The sequence below is a fragment of the Burkholderia sp. HAN2018 genome, from assembly GCF_024704855.1.
GTDB classification, from domain to species: domain Bacteria; phylum Pseudomonadota; class Gammaproteobacteria; order Burkholderiales; family Burkholderiaceae; genus Burkholderia; species Burkholderia cepacia.
In genome coordinates this window covers 12,040-29,107 of record NZ_QOBB01000077.1, presented here as the reverse complement: position 1 = coordinate 29,107, position 17,068 = coordinate 12,040, and the positions used below count along the sequence as shown (strand labels likewise).

15 protein-coding genes and 1 pseudogene are annotated in these 17,068 nt (G+C 65.6%); 13 read left to right on the top strand and 3 right to left on the bottom strand.

What is annotated here, in order from left to right; genetic code table 11:
• From DPV74_RS20180 to map, 3 genes and pseudogenes are all read right to left on the bottom strand, one after another.
• Positions 1-185: pseudogene (locus DPV74_RS20180) on the bottom strand (pseudouridine synthase); the annotation flags it as partial.
• Positions 186-201: 16 nt separating this feature from the next.
• Positions 202-2,778: a [protein-PII] uridylyltransferase gene (locus tag DPV74_RS20175; RefSeq protein ID WP_027787088.1), complete on the bottom strand. Its 2,577-nt coding sequence runs from the start codon at positions 2,776-2,778 to the stop codon at positions 202-204.
• Positions 2,779-2,832: 54 nt separating this feature from the next.
• Positions 2,833-3,648 (bottom strand): type I methionyl aminopeptidase, encoded by an 816-nt coding sequence (gene map / locus DPV74_RS20170; RefSeq protein ID WP_021159103.1) that lies wholly within the window; start codon positions 3,646-3,648, stop codon positions 2,833-2,835.
• Positions 3,649-4,025: 377 nt separating this feature from the next.
• Here map and rpsB point away from each other — a divergent pair, with 377 nt between their 5' ends.
• The 13 genes from rpsB (at position 4,026) to lpxA (ending at position 17,066) form a co-directional block, all read left to right on the top strand.
• Positions 4,026-4,766: a 30S ribosomal protein S2 gene (rpsB, locus tag DPV74_RS20165; protein ID WP_006483818.1), complete on the top strand. Its 741-nt coding sequence runs from the start codon at positions 4,026-4,028 to the stop codon at positions 4,764-4,766.
• A 162-nt stretch (positions 4,767-4,928) separates the two neighbouring features.
• Complete coding sequence (gene tsf, locus DPV74_RS20160; RefSeq protein ID WP_021159104.1) at positions 4,929-5,810, top strand: translation elongation factor Ts; 882 nt, start codon at positions 4,929-4,931, stop codon at positions 5,808-5,810.
• Positions 5,811-5,973: 163 nt separating this feature from the next.
• Positions 5,974-6,687 (top strand): UMP kinase, encoded by a 714-nt coding sequence (pyrH, locus tag DPV74_RS20155; RefSeq protein WP_011352459.1) that lies wholly within the window; start codon positions 5,974-5,976, stop codon positions 6,685-6,687.
• A gap of 91 nt (positions 6,688-6,778) precedes the next feature.
• Complete coding sequence (gene frr / locus DPV74_RS20150) at positions 6,779-7,339, top strand: ribosome recycling factor (protein ID WP_027787089.1); 561 nt, start codon at positions 6,779-6,781, stop codon at positions 7,337-7,339.
• A gap of 47 nt (positions 7,340-7,386) precedes the next feature.
• On the top strand, positions 7,387-8,169 hold the full coding sequence (gene uppS, locus DPV74_RS20145; RefSeq protein WP_006478494.1) for a polyprenyl diphosphate synthase: 783 nt from the start codon (positions 7,387-7,389) through the stop codon (positions 8,167-8,169).
• Positions 8,163-8,984, top strand: coding sequence for a phosphatidate cytidylyltransferase (locus DPV74_RS20140; protein ID WP_119337837.1), 822 nt, complete (start codon positions 8,163-8,165; stop codon positions 8,982-8,984). The genes uppS and DPV74_RS20140 overlap by 7 nt, the downstream gene beginning before the upstream one ends.
• A 15-nt stretch (positions 8,985-8,999) precedes the next feature.
• Positions 9,000-10,196 carry a 1-deoxy-D-xylulose-5-phosphate reductoisomerase gene (locus tag DPV74_RS20135; protein ID WP_119337836.1) on the top strand — a complete coding sequence of 399 codons (1,197 nt, stop codon included), beginning with the start codon at positions 9,000-9,002 and terminating at the stop codon, positions 10,194-10,196.
• Between the two features lie 11 nt (positions 10,197-10,207).
• Entirely contained in the window at positions 10,208-11,593 is a 1,386-nt protein-coding gene (gene rseP, locus DPV74_RS20130; protein ID WP_059694695.1) for an RIP metalloprotease RseP, read from the top strand.
• 61 nt (positions 11,594-11,654) lie between these two features.
• A complete protein-coding gene (gene bamA / locus DPV74_RS20125; RefSeq protein ID WP_057056463.1) occupies positions 11,655-13,964 on the top strand; it encodes an outer membrane protein assembly factor BamA in 2,310 nt (769 codons plus the stop codon).
• Positions 13,965-14,028: 64 nt separating this feature from the next.
• Entirely contained in the window at positions 14,029-14,526 is a 498-nt protein-coding gene (locus DPV74_RS20120) for an OmpH family outer membrane protein (RefSeq protein WP_011549544.1), read from the top strand.
• A 16-nt stretch (positions 14,527-14,542) separates the two neighbouring features.
• Positions 14,543-15,622, top strand: coding sequence for a UDP-3-O-(3-hydroxymyristoyl)glucosamine N-acyltransferase (gene lpxD / locus DPV74_RS20115; protein WP_119337835.1), 1,080 nt, complete (start codon positions 14,543-14,545; stop codon positions 15,620-15,622).
• 129 nt (positions 15,623-15,751) lie between these two features.
• Positions 15,752-16,219, top strand: coding sequence for a 3-hydroxyacyl-ACP dehydratase FabZ (gene fabZ / locus DPV74_RS20110; RefSeq protein WP_021159112.1), 468 nt, complete (start codon positions 15,752-15,754; stop codon positions 16,217-16,219).
• Between the two features lie 58 nt (positions 16,220-16,277).
• A complete protein-coding gene (gene lpxA, locus DPV74_RS20105) occupies positions 16,278-17,066 on the top strand; it encodes an acyl-ACP--UDP-N-acetylglucosamine O-acyltransferase (RefSeq protein WP_021159113.1) in 789 nt (262 codons plus the stop codon).
• Positions 17,067-17,068 lie beyond the last annotated feature (2 nt).

The following is a 17,068-nucleotide window of genomic DNA, read 5'->3' as shown; positions in this document are numbered from 1 at the left end:
CCGCGCGGCTTGAACGAGCGTTCGCCGGCGGCGGCCGGGGCGGCCTTCTTCGGGCGGGCCGGCTTGTCCCCTGCGGGCGGCGCAGCGGGACGCACCGCCTTGCGGGCGACGAGGCTGCCGGAGCGGACAGGGGCGCGGGTCGGCGACGCCGGCTTCGGATTCTTGACGGTTAGTTTGGTGCGCATAAACGCTGGAATTCATTCAGACTGCGATCGCACGCAGCAACTCGGTTTCAAGCTGGATCTGCAGGCGGTTGTCGGACAGGCCGGCACCCGCGAGCAGGAAGATGTCCTCGACGCGTTCGCCGAGCGTATTGATCCGCGCCGCGTGGACGCCGATCCGATGCTCGGCGAGTACGCGCGCGATCGAATAGAGAAGGCCCGGCCGGTCGTTGGCCGACACGGACAGGATGTAGTACTGGCCGCGCTCGTCGGCCCGCAGGTCGACGCGCGGCGTGATCGGAAACGTCCGGGACAGCCTCGACAGGCGGCCTTTGGACGGCTCCGGCAGCGGTGCGGTTTCGGTGAGCCGCGACGCGAGCTGTTGTTCGACGAGATTCGCGATGTCGCGGTAGCGCACGTCGCGTTCGGTCTGCGTGACGATGAAGTTGTCGAGCGCGTAGCCGTGCCGCGTCGTGCTGACGCGCGCGTCGAGCACCGACAGCCCGTTGCGGTCGAAATACGCGCAGATGCCCGCGAACAGGTCGGGGCGATCCTTCACGTACACGAGCACCTGCAGCGCGTCGCCGATTGGCGACGGCCGTGCGCGGACGATCGCGGTTTCGGCGTTCACGTGCCGGTACAGCACGCGTGTCTGCCACGCGATGTCGGCTGCGTCGTGACGCAGGAAGAAGCCGACGTCGAGCTGGTCCCACAGCGCGCGATGGGCGTCCTCGGGCACGGTCTCGAGGCGCAGCAGCGCGAGCGCCTGCTCCTGCCGCGACTTCAGCTCCGAATGCGCGTCGGGGTTGGCCCCGCCGAGCACCGCGAGCGTGATACGGTACAGGTCCTCGAGCAGCTTGCCTTTCCACGTGTTCCACACCTTCGGGCTCGTGCCGCGGATATCGGCGACGGTCAGCAGGTACAGCGCGGTGAGGTAGCGTTCGTTGCCGACGACTTCGGCAAAGCGCTTGATGACTTCGGGGTCGCTCGTGTCCTGCTTCTGCGCGACCTGGCTCATCGTCAGGTGATGCTGGACGAGCCACACGATCAACGACGCGTCGTCGCCGGCGATGCCGTGCTCGCGGCAGAAGCGCCGCGCATCGGCCATCCCGAGCGTCGAGTGATCGCCGCCGCGGCCTTTCGCGATGTCGTGGAACAGCGCGGCGACATACAGCACCCACGGGCGCTCGAAGTTGCCGATCAACTGGCTGCAGAACGGATATTCGTGCGCGTGCTCGGCCACCGCGAAGCGGCGGATGTTGCGCAACACCATCAGGATGTGCTGGTCGACCGTGTACACGTGGTACAGGTCGTGCTGCATCTGGCCGACGATGCGGCGGAAGTTCAGCAGATAGCGGCCGAGCACGCTCGTCTGGTTCATCAGCCGGAACGCGTGCGTGATGCCTTCGGGCTGCTGCAGGATCCGCATGAACGTGTCGCGGTTCTGCGGATCGCGGCGCCACGCGTTGTTCATGATCTCGCGCGAGTTGTACAGCGCGCGCAGCGTGCGGGCGGACAGGCCCTTCACGCCGCGGGTCGTCTCGTACAGCAGGAACGCTTCGAGGATCGCGTCGGGATGGCGCTCGAACACGCCGTCGTCGACGATCTCGAGCATCCCCTGCTTCTCGACGAAGCGGTCGGGCGACAGCACGCGCGTGATGCCGCTCGTCGCGGGAAAGAGCTGCGCCTCGATGTTCTGGATCAGGATCGTCGCGAGCTGCGTGACGGCTTTCGCGGCCCAGTAATAGCGGCGCATCAGCTGCTCGCTCGCGCGCTTGGTCTGCGTCGGCTGGTAGCCGAAGCTCTCGGCCGCCTGCGTCTGCAGATCGAACACGAGCATGTCCTGGCGGCGGCCGGCGATCACGTGCAGCCGCGCGCGCAGCGTCTTCAGGAAACCTTCGTTGCGGCGCAGCTCGCGCGCTTCGCGATCGGTGATGAGGCCGCGCGTGTCGAGTTCGCGCCAGCTGCTGCCGAAGCCTGCCGCGCGCGCGATCCACAGGATCGTCTGCAGGTCGCGCAGCCCGCCGGGGCTTTCCTTCACGTTCGGCTCGAGGCTGTACGGCGTGTCCTGGAACTTCGCGTGGCGCTGGCGCATCTCGAGCACCTTCGCGGTGAAGAACGCGCGGGCGTCGAGCGCCTCGTGGTAGCGCACCGTGAAGCGCTCGAACAACGCGGTGCTGCCGACGATGCGGCGCGCTTCCAGCAGGGACGTTTGCACCGTGACGTCCTGCGACGCCTCCTCGATGCACTGCGCGACCGTGCGCACGCTGCTGCCGATCTCGAGGCCGAGATCCCACGCCATCCCGATGAAGCGTTCGATGCGCGCGTCGAGCGCGGGGTCGTGCGCATCGGGCAGCAGCACGAGGATGTCGACGTCGGAATAGGGCGCGAGCTCGCCGCGCCCGTAGCCGCCGACGGCGACGAGTGCCAGCGTCGCGGGCAGCCCGCAGTCGTCCCACACGCGCTTGAGCGCATCGTCGGTGAGTTTCGACAGCGCGTGCATCAGGGACGCGACGTTCGTCGCGCGGCGAAAGCGCTCGAGCATCTCCGTCTTGGCGGCCTTGAATTCGGCGCGCCGCGACAGCGCGTCGGGCGAGGGGGCGGCGTGAGCGCTCATGGGCGGCCGGTCAGGTGCAGGTGGTGCGGGTAGGGCGGGCTGGCGCGAGAGCGCTCAAACCGCGGCGGCCGGTTGCGCGAACACGGGGCGTGCCGGCGTGCCGGCCGACACGGTCAGCACCTCGTAGCCGGTTTCGGTGACGAGCACCGTGTGCTCCCACTGCGCCGACAGGCTGCGGTCGCGCGTCTTGACCGTCCACTGGTCGGGCATCGTGCGGATGTCGCGCTTGCCGGCGTTGATCATCGGCTCGATCGTGAAGATCATCCCGGCCTTCAGTTCGATGCCGGTGCCCGGACGGCCGTAGTGGACGACCTGCGGATCCTCGTGGAACACCGTGCCGATGCCGTGGCCGCAATATTCGCGCACGACGCTGTAGCCTTGCGCTTCCGCGTGTTTCTGGATCGCGTAGCCGATGTCGCCGAGGTGCGCGCCGGGCTTGACCTGGTCGATGCCGAGCCACATGCATTCGTAGGTGGTCTGCACGAGGCGCTTCGCGAGGATCGAGCCCTCGCCGACGATGAACATCCGGCTGGTGTCGCCGAAGTAGCCGTTCTTGATCACGGTGATGTCGATGTTCAGCGCGTCGCCGTTCTTGATCACCTTCTCGCCGGGAATGCCGTGGCAGATCACGTCGTTGACCGAAATGCAGGTGGCCTTCGGGTACGGCGGATAGCCGGGCGGCTGGTAGTTCAGCGGTGCCGGGATCGTGCCCTGTTCGTTGAGCATGAACTCGTGGCAGAGGCGGTCGAGTTCGGCGGTCGTGATGCCAGCGACGACGTGCGGCGTGATGAAGTCGAGCACTTCGCTCGCGAGACGGCAGGCGACGCGCATCTCGGCGATATCGTGTTCGTTTTTGAGCGTAATAGCCATCGAGGTATGCCTGGAATGCGGTGAATTGACGGATTATCGCACCTTCTGGCAGGCGTCGCAGCCCCTGCCGGCGGTGCGGGTGCGGGTTTTCGCGGATTGTCCGGCCGGCTGCCGCGCGGCAAGCGAAAGTGGTGAGCGACTTGAGAGCGGACAAATCGGCGTGCTATACTCTTTGGCTAAGTCGACATCCAAATGCCGTAGCGCCCCATTCCGGGGCGGCATCGCGGTGAAAGGCTTACGGCACGGGCGTTTTGCACGTGCCGAATCGCAAGCCGGCGCAACCAGGGTGCCGGCCGCGCGGAAATCGTGCCTTTCGGGGCAGGTTCGTGCGGCGGTACGGCGGCCGGCTTAAGACCCAACCCTCGTGGAGAATTTACATGGCAGTTACGATGCGCCAAATGCTGGAAGCGGGTGTCCACTTCGGTCACCAGACGCGCTTCTGGAACCCGAAGATGGCTCCGTTCATTTTCGGTCACCGCAACAAGATTCACATCATCAACCTCGAAAAGACGCTGCCGATGTTCACGGACGCACAGAAGTACGTGCGCCAGCTGGCAGCGAACCGCGGCACGATCCTGTTCGTCGGCACGAAGCGTCAATCGCGTGACACGATCGCCCAGGAAGCGCAGCGCGCGGGCATGCCGTACGTCAACGCACGCTGGCTCGGCGGCATGATGACCAACTTCAAGACGCTGAAGGTATCGATCAAGCGCCTGAAGGACATGGAAGCGGCAGTCGAGGCAGGCGAGCTCGAGAAGATGAGCAAGAAGGAAGCGCTGCTGTTCGAACGCGAAATCGCGAAGCTGCAGAAGTCGATCGGCGGCGTGAAGGACATGGGCGGCATTCCGGACGCAATCTTCGTCGTCGACGTCGGCTATCACAAGATTGCCGTCACGGAAGCGAACAAGCTGGGCGTGCCGGTCATCGCCGTGGTCGATACGAACCACTCGCCGGAAGGTGTGGATTACGTGATCCCGGGTAACGACGACTCGAGCAAGGCAGTCGCGCTGTACGCCGAAGGCGTGGCCGACGCGATCCTCGAAGGCCGTGCGAACGCGGTCAACGAAGTGGTCCAGGCCGCACGCGGCGACGACGAGTACGTCGAGGAAAACGCGTAACTGGCCCCGAGCCGGCGCAAAAAGGGGGCTCTCAACAGGCCCCCTTTTTTTAAGCTTGTGCGCCGGACCTGATCGCGCCGAATCGGCGCGGGTCCGGAAACGATTTTCGGCCGTTCGCGTCCAAGCGGGCGGCGTTGTGAATACAGACTCAAGGAGCGAATGATGGCGGCAATTACCGCAAGCATGGTGGCAGAACTGCGCGCGAAGACCGACGCACCGATGATGGAGTGCAAGAAGGCGCTGACGGAAGCCGACGGCGATCTGGCCAAGGCTGAAGAGCTGCTGCGCGTCAAGCTCGGCAACAAGGCGAGCAAGGCGGCATCGCGCGTGACGGCAGAAGGCGTCGTCGCATCGTTCGTCGGCGGCAACGCAGGCGCGCTGGTCGAGCTGAACTGCGAAACCGACTTCGTCGCGAAGAACGACGACTTCCTCGCATTCTCGAAGACGGTTGCAGAACTCGTCGCGACGCAGAACCCGGCCGACGTGGCAGCGCTGTCGGCACTGCCGCTCGAAGGCTCGACGGTCGACGCAGTGCGTCTGGCCCTGATCGGCAAGATCGGCGAGAACGTCTCGATCCGCCGTTTCGTCCGTTTCGAAACCGCGAACAAGATCGCAACGTACCTGCACGGCGCGCGTATCGGCGTGATCGTCGAGTACACGGGCGCGGAAGAGCAGGTCGGCAAGGACGTCGCGATGCACATCGCGGCAATGAAGCCGGTCGCGCTGTCGTCGGCTGACGTGCCGGCGGAACTGATCGAGACGGAACGCCGCGTGGCCGAGCAGAAGGCTGCGGAATCGGGCAAGCCGGCCGAGATCGTCGCGAAGATGGTCGACGGTAGCGTCCAGAAGTACCTGAAGGAAGTGTCGCTGCTGAACCAGACGTTCGTGAAGAACGACAAGCAGACGATCGAGCAGATGCTGAAGGCAGCGAATGCGGCAGTGCAGAAGTTCGCGCTGTTCGTCGTCGGCGAAGGCATCGAGAAGCGCCAGGACGACTTCGCCGCCGAAGTGGCCGCGCAAGTCGCAGCAGCAAAGCAGCAGTAAGCCGTAAGCAGTCAGGCAGTATCCGCGGCGGGCGTCCGCTCCGCCGCGGTCGGCGCCGCCGCCGGCCGGCCGGGAAACCCGGTTCGACCGTCGGCGCTTGCCCGAATCAGTATTTCGCCCCTACAGTTCGTGGTTGTCATCCTCTCGTCGCTCGGAAGCCCCTATGTCCAATGCCTATAAACGCGTCCTCCTCAAACTCTCCGGCGAAGCGCTGATGGGCGACGATGCCTTCGGCATCAATCGCGCGACGATCGAACGGATGGTGGCCGATATCGCCGAAGTCGTGCGTCTCGGTACGCAGCTCGCGGTCGTGATCGGTGGCGGTAATATTTTCCGCGGTGTCGCGGGTGGCGCGGCCGGCATGGATCGCGCGACGGCGGACTACATGGGGATGCTCGCGACGATGATGAACGCGCTGGCGCTGCAGGACGCGATGCGGCACGCCGGCATCGAGGCGCGCGTGCAGTCCGCGCTGCGCATGGACCAGGTCGTCGAGCCGTACATCCGGCCCCGCGCGATTCGCCAGCTCGAGGAAGGCCGCGTCGTGATCTTCGCGGCCGGTACGGGCAACCCGTTCTTCACGACGGACACGGCCGCCGCGCTGCGCGGTTCGGAAGTGGGCGCCGAGGTCGTGCTGAAGGCGACCAAAGTCGATGGCGTATATTCTGCCGATCCGAAGAAGGATCCGTCGGCCACGCGCTACACGACGATCACGTTCGACGAGGCGATCAGCCGCAACCTGCAGGTGATGGACGCGACGGCCTTCGCGCTGTGCCGCGACCAGAAGCTGCCGATTCGCGTGTTTTCGATCAACAAGCCGGGCGCGCTCAAGCGCATCGTGCTGGGCGAGGACGAAGGTACGCTCGTCCACGTGTAAACTCCCGCGGATGCGGGCCATCGGCTGCGGCGCGACGGACGCGCCGGGCAGGGCCCGCGTTCTTTGAAGGTTAGAAGGTTCGGAGGTTGAAATGAGTGTCGCTGATACCAAGAAGGGCGTCGAGCAAAAGATGCAGCGCTCGATCGAAGCGTTCAAGAACGATCTGGCAAAGATCCGTACGGGCCGTGCACACACCGGTCTGCTCGATCACGTGCAGGTCGACTACTACGGGTCGATGGTGCCGATCTCGCAGGTCGCTAACCTGACGCTCGTCGATGCGCGCACGATCGGCGTGCAGCCGTGGGAAAAGAACATGGTCGCGAAGGTCGAGAAGGCCATTCGCGAAGCCGACCTGGGCCTGAACCCGGCTACGGCCGGCGACCTGATCCGCGTGCCGATGCCCGCGCTGACGGAAGAGCGCCGCCGCGAACTGACCAAGGTCGTCAAGGGCGAAGGCGAAACGGCCAAGGTCGCGATCCGCAACCTGCGCCGCGACGCGAACGAAGCACTCAAGAAGCTCGTGAAGGACAAGGAAATCTCGGAAGACGACGAGCGCCGTGCGAGCGACGACGTGCAGAAGCTGACCGACAAGCACGTTGCCGAAATCGACAAGCTCGTGCAGACCAAGGAAGCCGAGATCATGACGGTCTGACGACCGTCCTCGCGTGCCGCCTTCTTCCCGCAACTGTCTCAACGGCCATGACCTATACCAGCTCTACCGTTCGCGTGCCTGACGTCGGTGTCGTGCCGCGTCACATCGCGATCATCATGGACGGCAACGGCCGTTGGGCGACCGAACGCCGCTTGCCGCGCGTCGCGGGGCATACCCGCGGCGTCGATGCCGTGCGGGCGGTGGTCGAGGGCTGCGCGCGCGCCGGCGTCGAATACCTGACGCTGTTCGCGTTCAGTTCGGAAAACTGGCGCCGGCCGAACGACGAAGTGTCGTTCCTGATGCGGCTCTTCATCACCGCGCTCGAGCGCGAGGTCGGCAAGCTCCATGCGAACGGGATCCGCCTGCGTGTCGTCGGCGATCTCGACCGTTTCGAGCCGCGCATCCGCGAACTGATTCGCCGCGCCGAAACCAAGACGGCGCGCAACACCCGTCTTACGCTCACCATCGCGGCCAACTACGGCGGCCGGTGGGACATCCTGCAGGCGACGAAGAAACTCGTCGAGCAGGCCGTGCGCGAAGGGCGCGAGGTCGAAGTGACCGAGGACGCGTTCGCGCCGCACCTGGCGATGGCCTATGCGCCGGAGCCCGATCTCTTCATCCGTACCGGTGGCGAGCAGCGCGTCAGCAACTTCCTGCTGTGGCAGCTCGCGTACGCCGAATTCTATTTCACCGACAAATACTGGCCGGATTTCGACGGCGCGGCACTGGCCGACGCCATGGCGTCGTATACGGAGCGCGAACGTCGTTTCGGCCGCACGAGCGCACAGCTCGAACCGCAATCGCAGAACGCCGACTCCCTTTCATGCTGAAAACCCGTGTGATCACGGCGATCGTGATGCTGGCGGTGCTGCTGCCGGTGACGCTGTTCGCGCCGCTCACCGCGTTCGGTGCGCTGATCGGCGTCGTGCTCGTGTTCGCCGCGTGGGAATGGGCGCGCCTGCTCAAGCTCGGCGGCGCCGGCCCGGTCGTCTATGCCGTCGTCGCGGCGCTTGCGCTCGCGGCAACGGTGCCGCTCGGCGTCGATGCGGCTTCGTCCCGTCCCCTTTTCATGGCAGCCGGCGTGTTCTGGCTGCTGGTCGGCCCGTTCGCGCTGCGGCGCAAGCCCGAACTCGCGGGCGGCGTCTGGCGGCCGTTCCTGCTGGCGGCCGGCCTCGTGGTCTTTGCGGCCTGCTGGCATGCGCTCGTCGCGGCGCGCGCGCTGGGCGTGCCGTTCGTGCTGTCGCTGCTTCTGGTCGTCTGGCTGGCCGATATCGGCGCATACTTCGCGGGCAAGGCCTTCGGAAAGCGTAAACTGGCCATCACGATCAGCCCCGGCAAGAGCTGGGAAGGCGCGATCGGCGGCTGGCTCGCCGTGATGGTCGTCTCCGGTGTCGCGATGGTCGTGCACGCGTTCGAGCCGACCCTGTTTTCCGCGTTCGCCGTGCGTTACGGAATGCCCGGCGCGTGGGCTGCACTGACGCTGCTGGTCGCGTACAGCGTGATCGGCGACCTGTTCGAGTCGCTGCTGAAGCGGCAGGCGGGCGTGAAGGATTCGAGCGGACTGCTGCCTGGCCATGGCGGCGTGCTCGACCGTGTCGACGCGCTGCTTCCGGTGCTGCCGCTCGCGATGCTGCTGCTTGGTTAAACCACTATTTCTGTTATGCAAAAACGTCTGACATTGCTCGGTTCCACGGGCTCGATCGGAGACAGCACGCTCGACGTGGTCGCGCGCCATCCCGAGCGCTTCTCGGTCTACGCGCTGACCGCACACCGCAACGGCGACAAGCTGGTCGAGCAATGCCTGCGCTTCGCGCCTGAAGTGGCGGTGGTCGGCGATGCCGCGACCGCCGCGCACGTCGAAGCGAAGCTGCATGCGGCGGGCAGCAAGACGACCGTGCTGCACGGGCCGCAGGCGCTCGTCGACGTGTCGAAGAGCGACGGCTGCGACACGGTGGTCGCGGCGATCGTCGGTGCGGCCGGCCTCGCGCCGAGCCTCGCGGCCGCGCGCGCCGGCAAGCGCATCCTGCTCGCGAACAAGGAATCGCTGGTGATGTCGGGCGCGATCTTCATGGACGCCGTGCGCGACCATGGCGCGATCCTGCTGCCGGTCGACAGCGAACACAACGCGATCTTCCAGTGCATGCCGCGCGACGAGAACGAGCACGGCGGGATCTCGAAGATCATCCTGACCGCGTCGGGCGGCCCGTTCCGCACGCGCGAACCGGCCACGCTCGTCGACGTGACGCCGGACGAGGCGTGCAAGCATCCGAACTGGGTGATGGGCCGCAAGATCTCGGTCGACTCCGCGACGATGATGAACAAGGGTCTCGAGGTGATCGAGGCGCACTGGATCTTCGGGCTGCCGGGCGACCGGATCGACGTGCTGATCCATCCGCAGAGCGTGATCCATTCGCTCGTGTCGTACCGCGACGGCTCGGTGCTCGCCCAGCTCGGCAACCCCGACATGCGCACGCCGATCGCGCACGCACTCGCGTTCCCCGAGCGCGTCGATGCGGGCGTCGATCAGCTCGACCTCGCGCAGATCGCCCAGCTGTCGTTCGAGAAGCCCGATTACGCGCGCTTCCCGTGCCTTGCGCTCGCGCTGAAGGCACTCGAGGAAGGCGGTATCGCGAGCGCCGCATTGAACGCGGCGAACGAAGTGGCGGTCGAAGCGTTTCTCGCGCGCCGCATCGGCTTCATGGCGATTGCGGCGACGGTCGACGCCGTGCTCAACACGCTGCCGAACCGCGCGCCCGACGGGCTCGACGACGTCCTGGCGGCGGATGCAGAGGCACGCCGCCTCGCCGCCGAGATCATTGCCAAAGCGCCTGCGCCACGCGTGGAGCGCACTGTCTGAATGGGGTGCTCATGAACGTGCTGGTTGAACTGATCGCGTTTGCGGTGGCGATCGGGGTGCTGGTCGTCGTGCATGAGTACGGACATTATCGCGTCGCGCGCTGGTGCGGCGTGAAGGTGCTGCGTTTCTCGATCGGCTTCGGCCAGCCCGTCGCGCGCTGGGTCAGCCGCCGGACGGGCACCGAGTGGACGCTGTCCGCGTTGCCGCTCGGCGGCTACGTGAAGATGCTCGACGAGCGCGATCCCGGCCCCGGCATCCCGCCCGAGGAGCTCGGTCAGGCGTTCAACCGGCAATCGGTCTACAAGCGCATCGCGATCGTCGCGGCCGGGCCGATTGCCAACTTTCTGTTGGCAATCTTCCTGTTTTCCGTCGTATTTGCCACCGGTGTGACCGAGCCGGCCGCGATCGTCGCGCCGCCGGCCGCCGGTACGGCGGCGGCGCGCGCGGGCTTCGACGGTGGTGAGGCGATCGTGTCGATCCGCAACGTGCGCACGGGTGACGCACAAGGCGGCGAGTCCGAGCCGGTAAGGTCGTGGTCGGACCTGCGCTGGAAGCTGCTCGCGGCCGCGTTCGATCACCGCGAGATCGTGCTCGGCGCGCGCGACGGCAACACGACGTTCGATTTCCGCGTCGACCTGCGCAACGTTCCCGAAAGTCAGCTCGACGACGATTTCATGGCCCATCTGGGCTTCGAGACCGGCGGCGGTACGCTGTCGGTCGCGTCGGTGCAGCCCGGCAGCGCGGCGGAGCAGGCGGGCCTGAAGTCCGGCGACAAGCTGGTCGCGCTCGACGGCAAGCCGATCGGCGGCGCGACGCGCTTCATCGATTTCGTGAAACACCATGCGGGCAAGCCGCTCGAGCTGCAGATCGAGCGCGACGGCGCCGCGCAGACGGTGTCGATCGTGCCGCAGATGCAGCGCGACGACGAATCGGGGCAGCAGGTCGGCCGTATCGGTGCGGCGCTGTCGATGCATGCGCCGTCCGTCGACGTGCGTTACGGGCCGATCGAGAGCCTGCGGCTCGGCGCGCACCGCACGTGGGACATTTCCGTGTATTCGCTGCGGATGTTCGGGCGCATGATCACGGGCAACGCGTCGCTGAAGAACCTGTCCGGCCCCGTGACGATTGCCGACTACGCGGGCAAGAGTGCGCGGCTCGGTCCGTCGGCGTTCCTGTCGTTCCTCGCCCTTGTCAGCATTAGCCTTGGCGTCCTGAACTTGTTGCCGATTCCCGTTTTGGACGGGGGGCATCTGTTATATTATGCGGTTGAAGCCGCGACCGGGAAAGCCGTCTCGGAGCGCTGGCAGCTGATTCTGCAAAGAGCCGGGTTGATCTGCATCGTCGCGTTGTCGGCGATCGCGCTGTTCAACGATCTGGCTCGGTTAATCCATTTCTGAAGCGTCAGGCGGCGGCCGCTGGGCAGCCGCCTGATTTGATGCAGCTAAATATTGGGGATGCATGTTGTTCAAACCTCATCGTTTTGTACCTAAGACAGTTGCAGCGGCCGCGCTCGCCGCGCACGGCCTCGCGGCGCATGCAGCGGCACCGTTCGTGGTGCAAGACATCAAGATCGAGGGGCTGCAGCGCGTCGAAGCGGGTTCGGTGTTCGCCTACCTGCCGATCAAGCAGGGCGATACCTTCACGGACGACAAGGCATCCGAAGCAATCCGCGCGCTGTACGCGACGGGCTTTTTCAACGACGTACGCATCGCCACGCAGGGCAACGTCGTGATCGTGCAGGTGCAGGAGCGTCCGGCCATCGCGTCGATCGACTTCACCGGCACGAAGGAATTCGACAAGGACAACCTGACGAAGGCGCTGCGCGCGGTCGGCCTTGCCGACGGCCGTTATTACGACAAGGCGCTCGTCGACAAGGCGGAGCAGGAGCTCAAGCGCCAGTACCTCACGCGCGGCTTCTACGCGGCCGAGGTCAAGACGACGGTCACGCCGGTTGACGCGAACCGTGTGTCGATCCTGTTCGCGGTGGCCGAAGGCCCGAGCGCGAAGATCCGCCAGATCAACTTCATCGGCAACAAGGCATTCAGCACCAGCACGCTGCGCGACGAGATGCAGCTGTCCACGCCGAACTGGTTCTCCTGGTACACGAAGAACGACCTGTACTCGAAGGAAAAGCTGACGGGCGACCTCGAAGCGGTGCGCTCGTACTACCTGAACCGCGGCTATCTCGAGTTCAACATCGATTCGACCCAGGTGTCGATCTCGCCCGACAAGAAGGACATGTACCTGACGGTCACGCTGCACGAAGGCGAGCCGTACACGGTGTCGGGCATCAAGCTGTCGGGCAACCTGCTCGATCGCGAGGCCGAACTCAGCAAGCTGATCAAGATCAAGCCGGGCGACCGCTTCTCGGCCGAAAAGCTGCAGCAGACCACCAAGTCGATCGTCGACAAGCTCGGTGAATACGGCTATGCATTCGCGACCGTCAACGCGCAGCCGGACATCGACCAGGCGAACCACAAGGTGAACCTGAACCTCGTCGTCGATCCGAGCCGCCGCGTGTACGTGCGCCGGATCAACGTCGTCGGCAACACGCGCACGCGCGACGAAGTCGTGCGCCGCGAAATGCGCCAGCTCGAAAGCTCGTGGTTCGATTCGAACCGCCTCGCGCTGTCGAAGGATCGCGTGAACCGTCTCGGCTACTTCACCAACGTCGATGTGACGACGGTGCCGGTCGACGGCACGAACGACCAGGTCGACGTGAACGTGAAGGTCGATGAAAAGCCGACCGGCGCGATCACGCTGGGCGCCGGCTTCTCGTCGACGGACAAGGTCGTGCTGTCGGCGGGCGTGTCGCAGGACAACGTGTTCGGCTCGGGTACCAGCCTGTCGGTGAACGTCAACACCGCGAAGAGCTACCGTACGCTGACCGTTACGCAGGTCGACCCGTATTTCACGGTCGACGGCATCAAGCGGATCACGGACGTCTACTACCGCACGTACCAGCCGCTCTACTATTCGACGAGCTCGAGCTTCCGGATCATCAGCGCGGGCGGCAACCTGAAGTTCGGCATTCCGTTCTCGGAAGTCGACACCGTCTACTTCGGCGCCGGCTTCGAGCAGAACCGTCTCGACGTCGATTCGAACACGCCGCAGAGCTACCAGGATTACGTGAACGAGTTCGGCCGCGTGTCGAACACGGTGCCGCTGACGGTCGCGTGGTCGCGCGACGCGCGTGACAGCGCGCTGATTCCGAGCCGCGGCTACTTCACGCAGGCGAACATGGAGTACGGCGTACCGGTCGGCAAGATCCAGTACTACAAGGCCGACCTGCAGGCCCAGTACTACTATTCGTTCTCGCGCGGCTTCATCCTGGGCCTGAACCTGCAAGGCGGCTACGGTAACGGTATCGGCAACCCGTACCCGATCTTCAAGAACTACTACGCGGGCGGTATCGGCTCCGTGCGTGGCTACGAGCCGAGCTCGCTGGGCCCGCGCGACACGAAGACGAACGACCCGATTGGCGGTTCGAAGATGCTCGTCGGCAACATCGAGCTGACGTTCCCGCTGCCGGGCACGGGCTACGACCGCACGCTGCGCGTGTTCACGTTCCTCGACGGCGGTAACGTGTGGGGCAACGCGCCGGGCGGCACGAGTACGGGCGCCAACGGCCTGCGTTACGGCTACGGCGTGGGTCTCGCGTGGATCTCGCCGATCGGCCCGCTGAAGCTGAGCCTCGGCTTCCCGCTGCAGAAGCACGAAGGCGACCAGTACCAGAAATTCCAGTTCCAGATCGGGACGGCGTTCTGACCGAACGCATGACAACAGCAACGAGAGGGTAATTTTGCTAACCGGTAAGTTTTCGAAACGAGTGATGTGCGCGCTGACCGTTGCGCTGGCCTTGGGCGCGGCAACGGTACACGCACAGGACGTCGCCCGCATCGCGGCGGTCAATTCGGATCGGATCCTGCGCGAGTCGGCGCCCGCGAAGGCGGCGCAGACGAAGCTCGAAGCCGAGTTCGCGAAGCGTGACAAGGATCTGCAGGATCTTGCGGCACGCCTGAAGTCGATGTCCGATTCGCTGGACAAGAACGGCGCGTCGTTGTCGGCGGCCGATCGCGCGCAGAAGCAGCGCGATCTCGCCCAGCTCGATACCGACTTCCAGCGCAAGCAGCGCGAGTTCCGCGAAGACCTGAACCAGCGCCGCAACGAGGAGCTGGCGGCCGTGCTCGAGAAGGCGAACAAGGTCATCAAGCAGATCGCCGAGCAGCAGAATTACGACCTGATCGTGCAGGAAGCCGTGTACGTCAGCCCGCGCATCGACATCACCGACAAGGTGCTCAAGGCGCTCGCGTCCGGCTCGACGAACTGAACGGAGCAGACGACGAATGGCATTGACGCTTGAGGAACTCGTAAAGCGGTTCGGCGGCGAGATCGCCGGCGACGCACAGTGCAAGGTGAGCGGGCTCGCACCGCTCGACCAGGCAGGCCCGCAGCAACTCGCGTTCCTCGCGAATCCGAAGTACCTGTCGCAGGTCGAGTCGACCCGCGCCGGCGCGGTGCTGATCGCGCCGAAGGATCTGGAAAAGCTGGGCGCGGCCGCGACGAGTCGCAATTTCATTGTCACGCCGAATCCGTACGCGTACTTTGCGCGCGTCGCGCAGATGTTCATCGATCTGGCCACGCCGCAGCGTGCCGCCGGCGTGCATCCGAGCGCGACGATCGATCCGGCCGCGCAGGTCGCCGCGAGCGCGGTGATCGGCCCGCACGTGACGGTCGAGGCCGGCGCGGTGATCGAGGACGGCGTGCAGCTCGACGCGAACGTCTTCATCGGCCGCGGCACGACGATCGGCGCGGGCTCGCACATCTATCCGAACGCGTCGGTGTACCACGGCTGCAAGGTCGGCCCGCGCGCGATCATCCATGCGGGTGCCGTGATCGGCTCCGACGGTTTCGGCTTCGCGCCGGATTTCGTCGGCGACGGCGACGCGCGCACCGGCAGCTGGGTCAAGATCCCGCAGGTCGGCGGCGTATCGATCGGCCCGGACGTCGAGATCGGCGCGAACACGACGATCGACCGCGGCGCGATGGCGGATACCGTCATCGAAGAATGCGTGAAGATCGACAACCAGGTGCAGATCGCCCACAACTGCCGGATCGGCGCCTACACGGTGATCGCCGGCAAGGCGGGCATCGCGGGCAGCACGACGATCGGCCGCCACTGCATGATCGGCGGCGCGGCCGGGATCGCCGGCCACGTGACGCTCGGCGACTATGTCATCATCACCGCGAATTCGGGCGTATCGAAGTCGCTGCCGAAGGCCGGCATCTATACCAGCGCGTTCCCGGCCGTCGACCACGGCGAATGGAACAAGAGCGCCGCGCTCGTGCGCAACCTCGACAAGCTGCGCGAGCGCATCAAGGCGCTCGAGGCCGCGCTCGCCGCCCAGGGCGGCACGGGCGCCTGAGCGCATCATGCGAGACCTCGAACCGGGCACGGCCAGCGCAACCGGCCCGGTTTGCCAGACTGGGCCGCACGGCGGCCCGCTTCAGCCTTTGCATCACCACCGCGCAGCCTCTGCGTGAGACGAACCATCATGAGCACTGAAAAAATCAATCTCGACATCCACAAGATCCTCACGCTGCTGCCGCATCGCTACCCGATTCTGCTCGTCGATCGCGTGCTCGAACTCGAACCGCACAAGGGAATCAAAGCGCTGAAGAACGTGTCGATCAACGAGCCGTTCTTCCAGGGGCATTTCCCGAAGCGGCCGGTGATGCCGGGCGTGCTGATCCTCGAGGCGCTCGCGCAGGCCGCGGCGCTGCTGACCTTCTCTGAAGAGCAGCCGAAGGATCCGGAGAACACGCTGTACTACTTCGTCGGGATCGACGGCGCGCGCTTCAAGCGTCCGGTCGAACCGGGCGACCAACTGATTCTGAACGTGACGTTCGAACGCTACATCCGCGGCATCTGGAAGTTCAAGGCGGTGGCGGAAGTGGACGGCAAGGTGGCGGCGGAAGCCGAACTGATGTGCACGGTCAAGACGACCGACGTGGCGCCCTGAGCGACGCGGCACGCACAGGCAACGCAACGCGACACATCACATCGAGAGGCAACGGCGCATGACCAGGATTCATCCCACCGCGATTGTCGAACCGGGCGCGCAGATCGACGAATCGGTAGAGATCGGCCCGTACGCGATCGTCGGCCCGCACGTCACGATCGGCGCGCGTACGACGATCGGCTCGCACAGCGTGATCGAAGGCCATACGACGCTCGGCGAGGACAACCGCATCGGCCATTACGCGTCGGTCGGCGGCCGTCCGCAGGACATGAAGTACAAGGACGAGCCGACGAAGCTCGTGATCGGCAGCCGCAACACGATCCGCGAATTCACGACGATCCACACGGGCACCGTGCAGGACGGCGGCGTGACGACGCTCGGCGACGACAACTGGATCATGGCCTATGTGCACATCGGTCACGACTGCACTGTCGGCAGCCACGTGATCCTGTCGAGCAACGCGCAGATGGCCGGCCACGTCGAGATCGGCGACTGGGCGATCGTCGGCGGGATGTCGGGCGTCCACCAGTTCGTGCGCATCGGCGCGCACTCGATGCTCGGGGGCGCCTCGGCGCTCGTGCAGGACATTCCGCCGTTCGTGATCGCGGCGGGCAACAAGGCAGAGCCGCACGGCATCAACGTCGAAGGGCTGCGTCGGCGCGGCTTCTCGCCCGATGCGATCTCGGCGCTGCGCAGCGCTTACCGCCTGCTGTACAAGAACGGCCTGTCGTTCGAGGAAGCGAAGGTGCAGCTGCGCGAGCTCGCGGAAGCGGGCGGCGACGGCGACGCGGCGGTCAAGGCGTTCGTCGAGTTCATCGACGCGTCGCAACGCGGCATCATCCGCTAAGC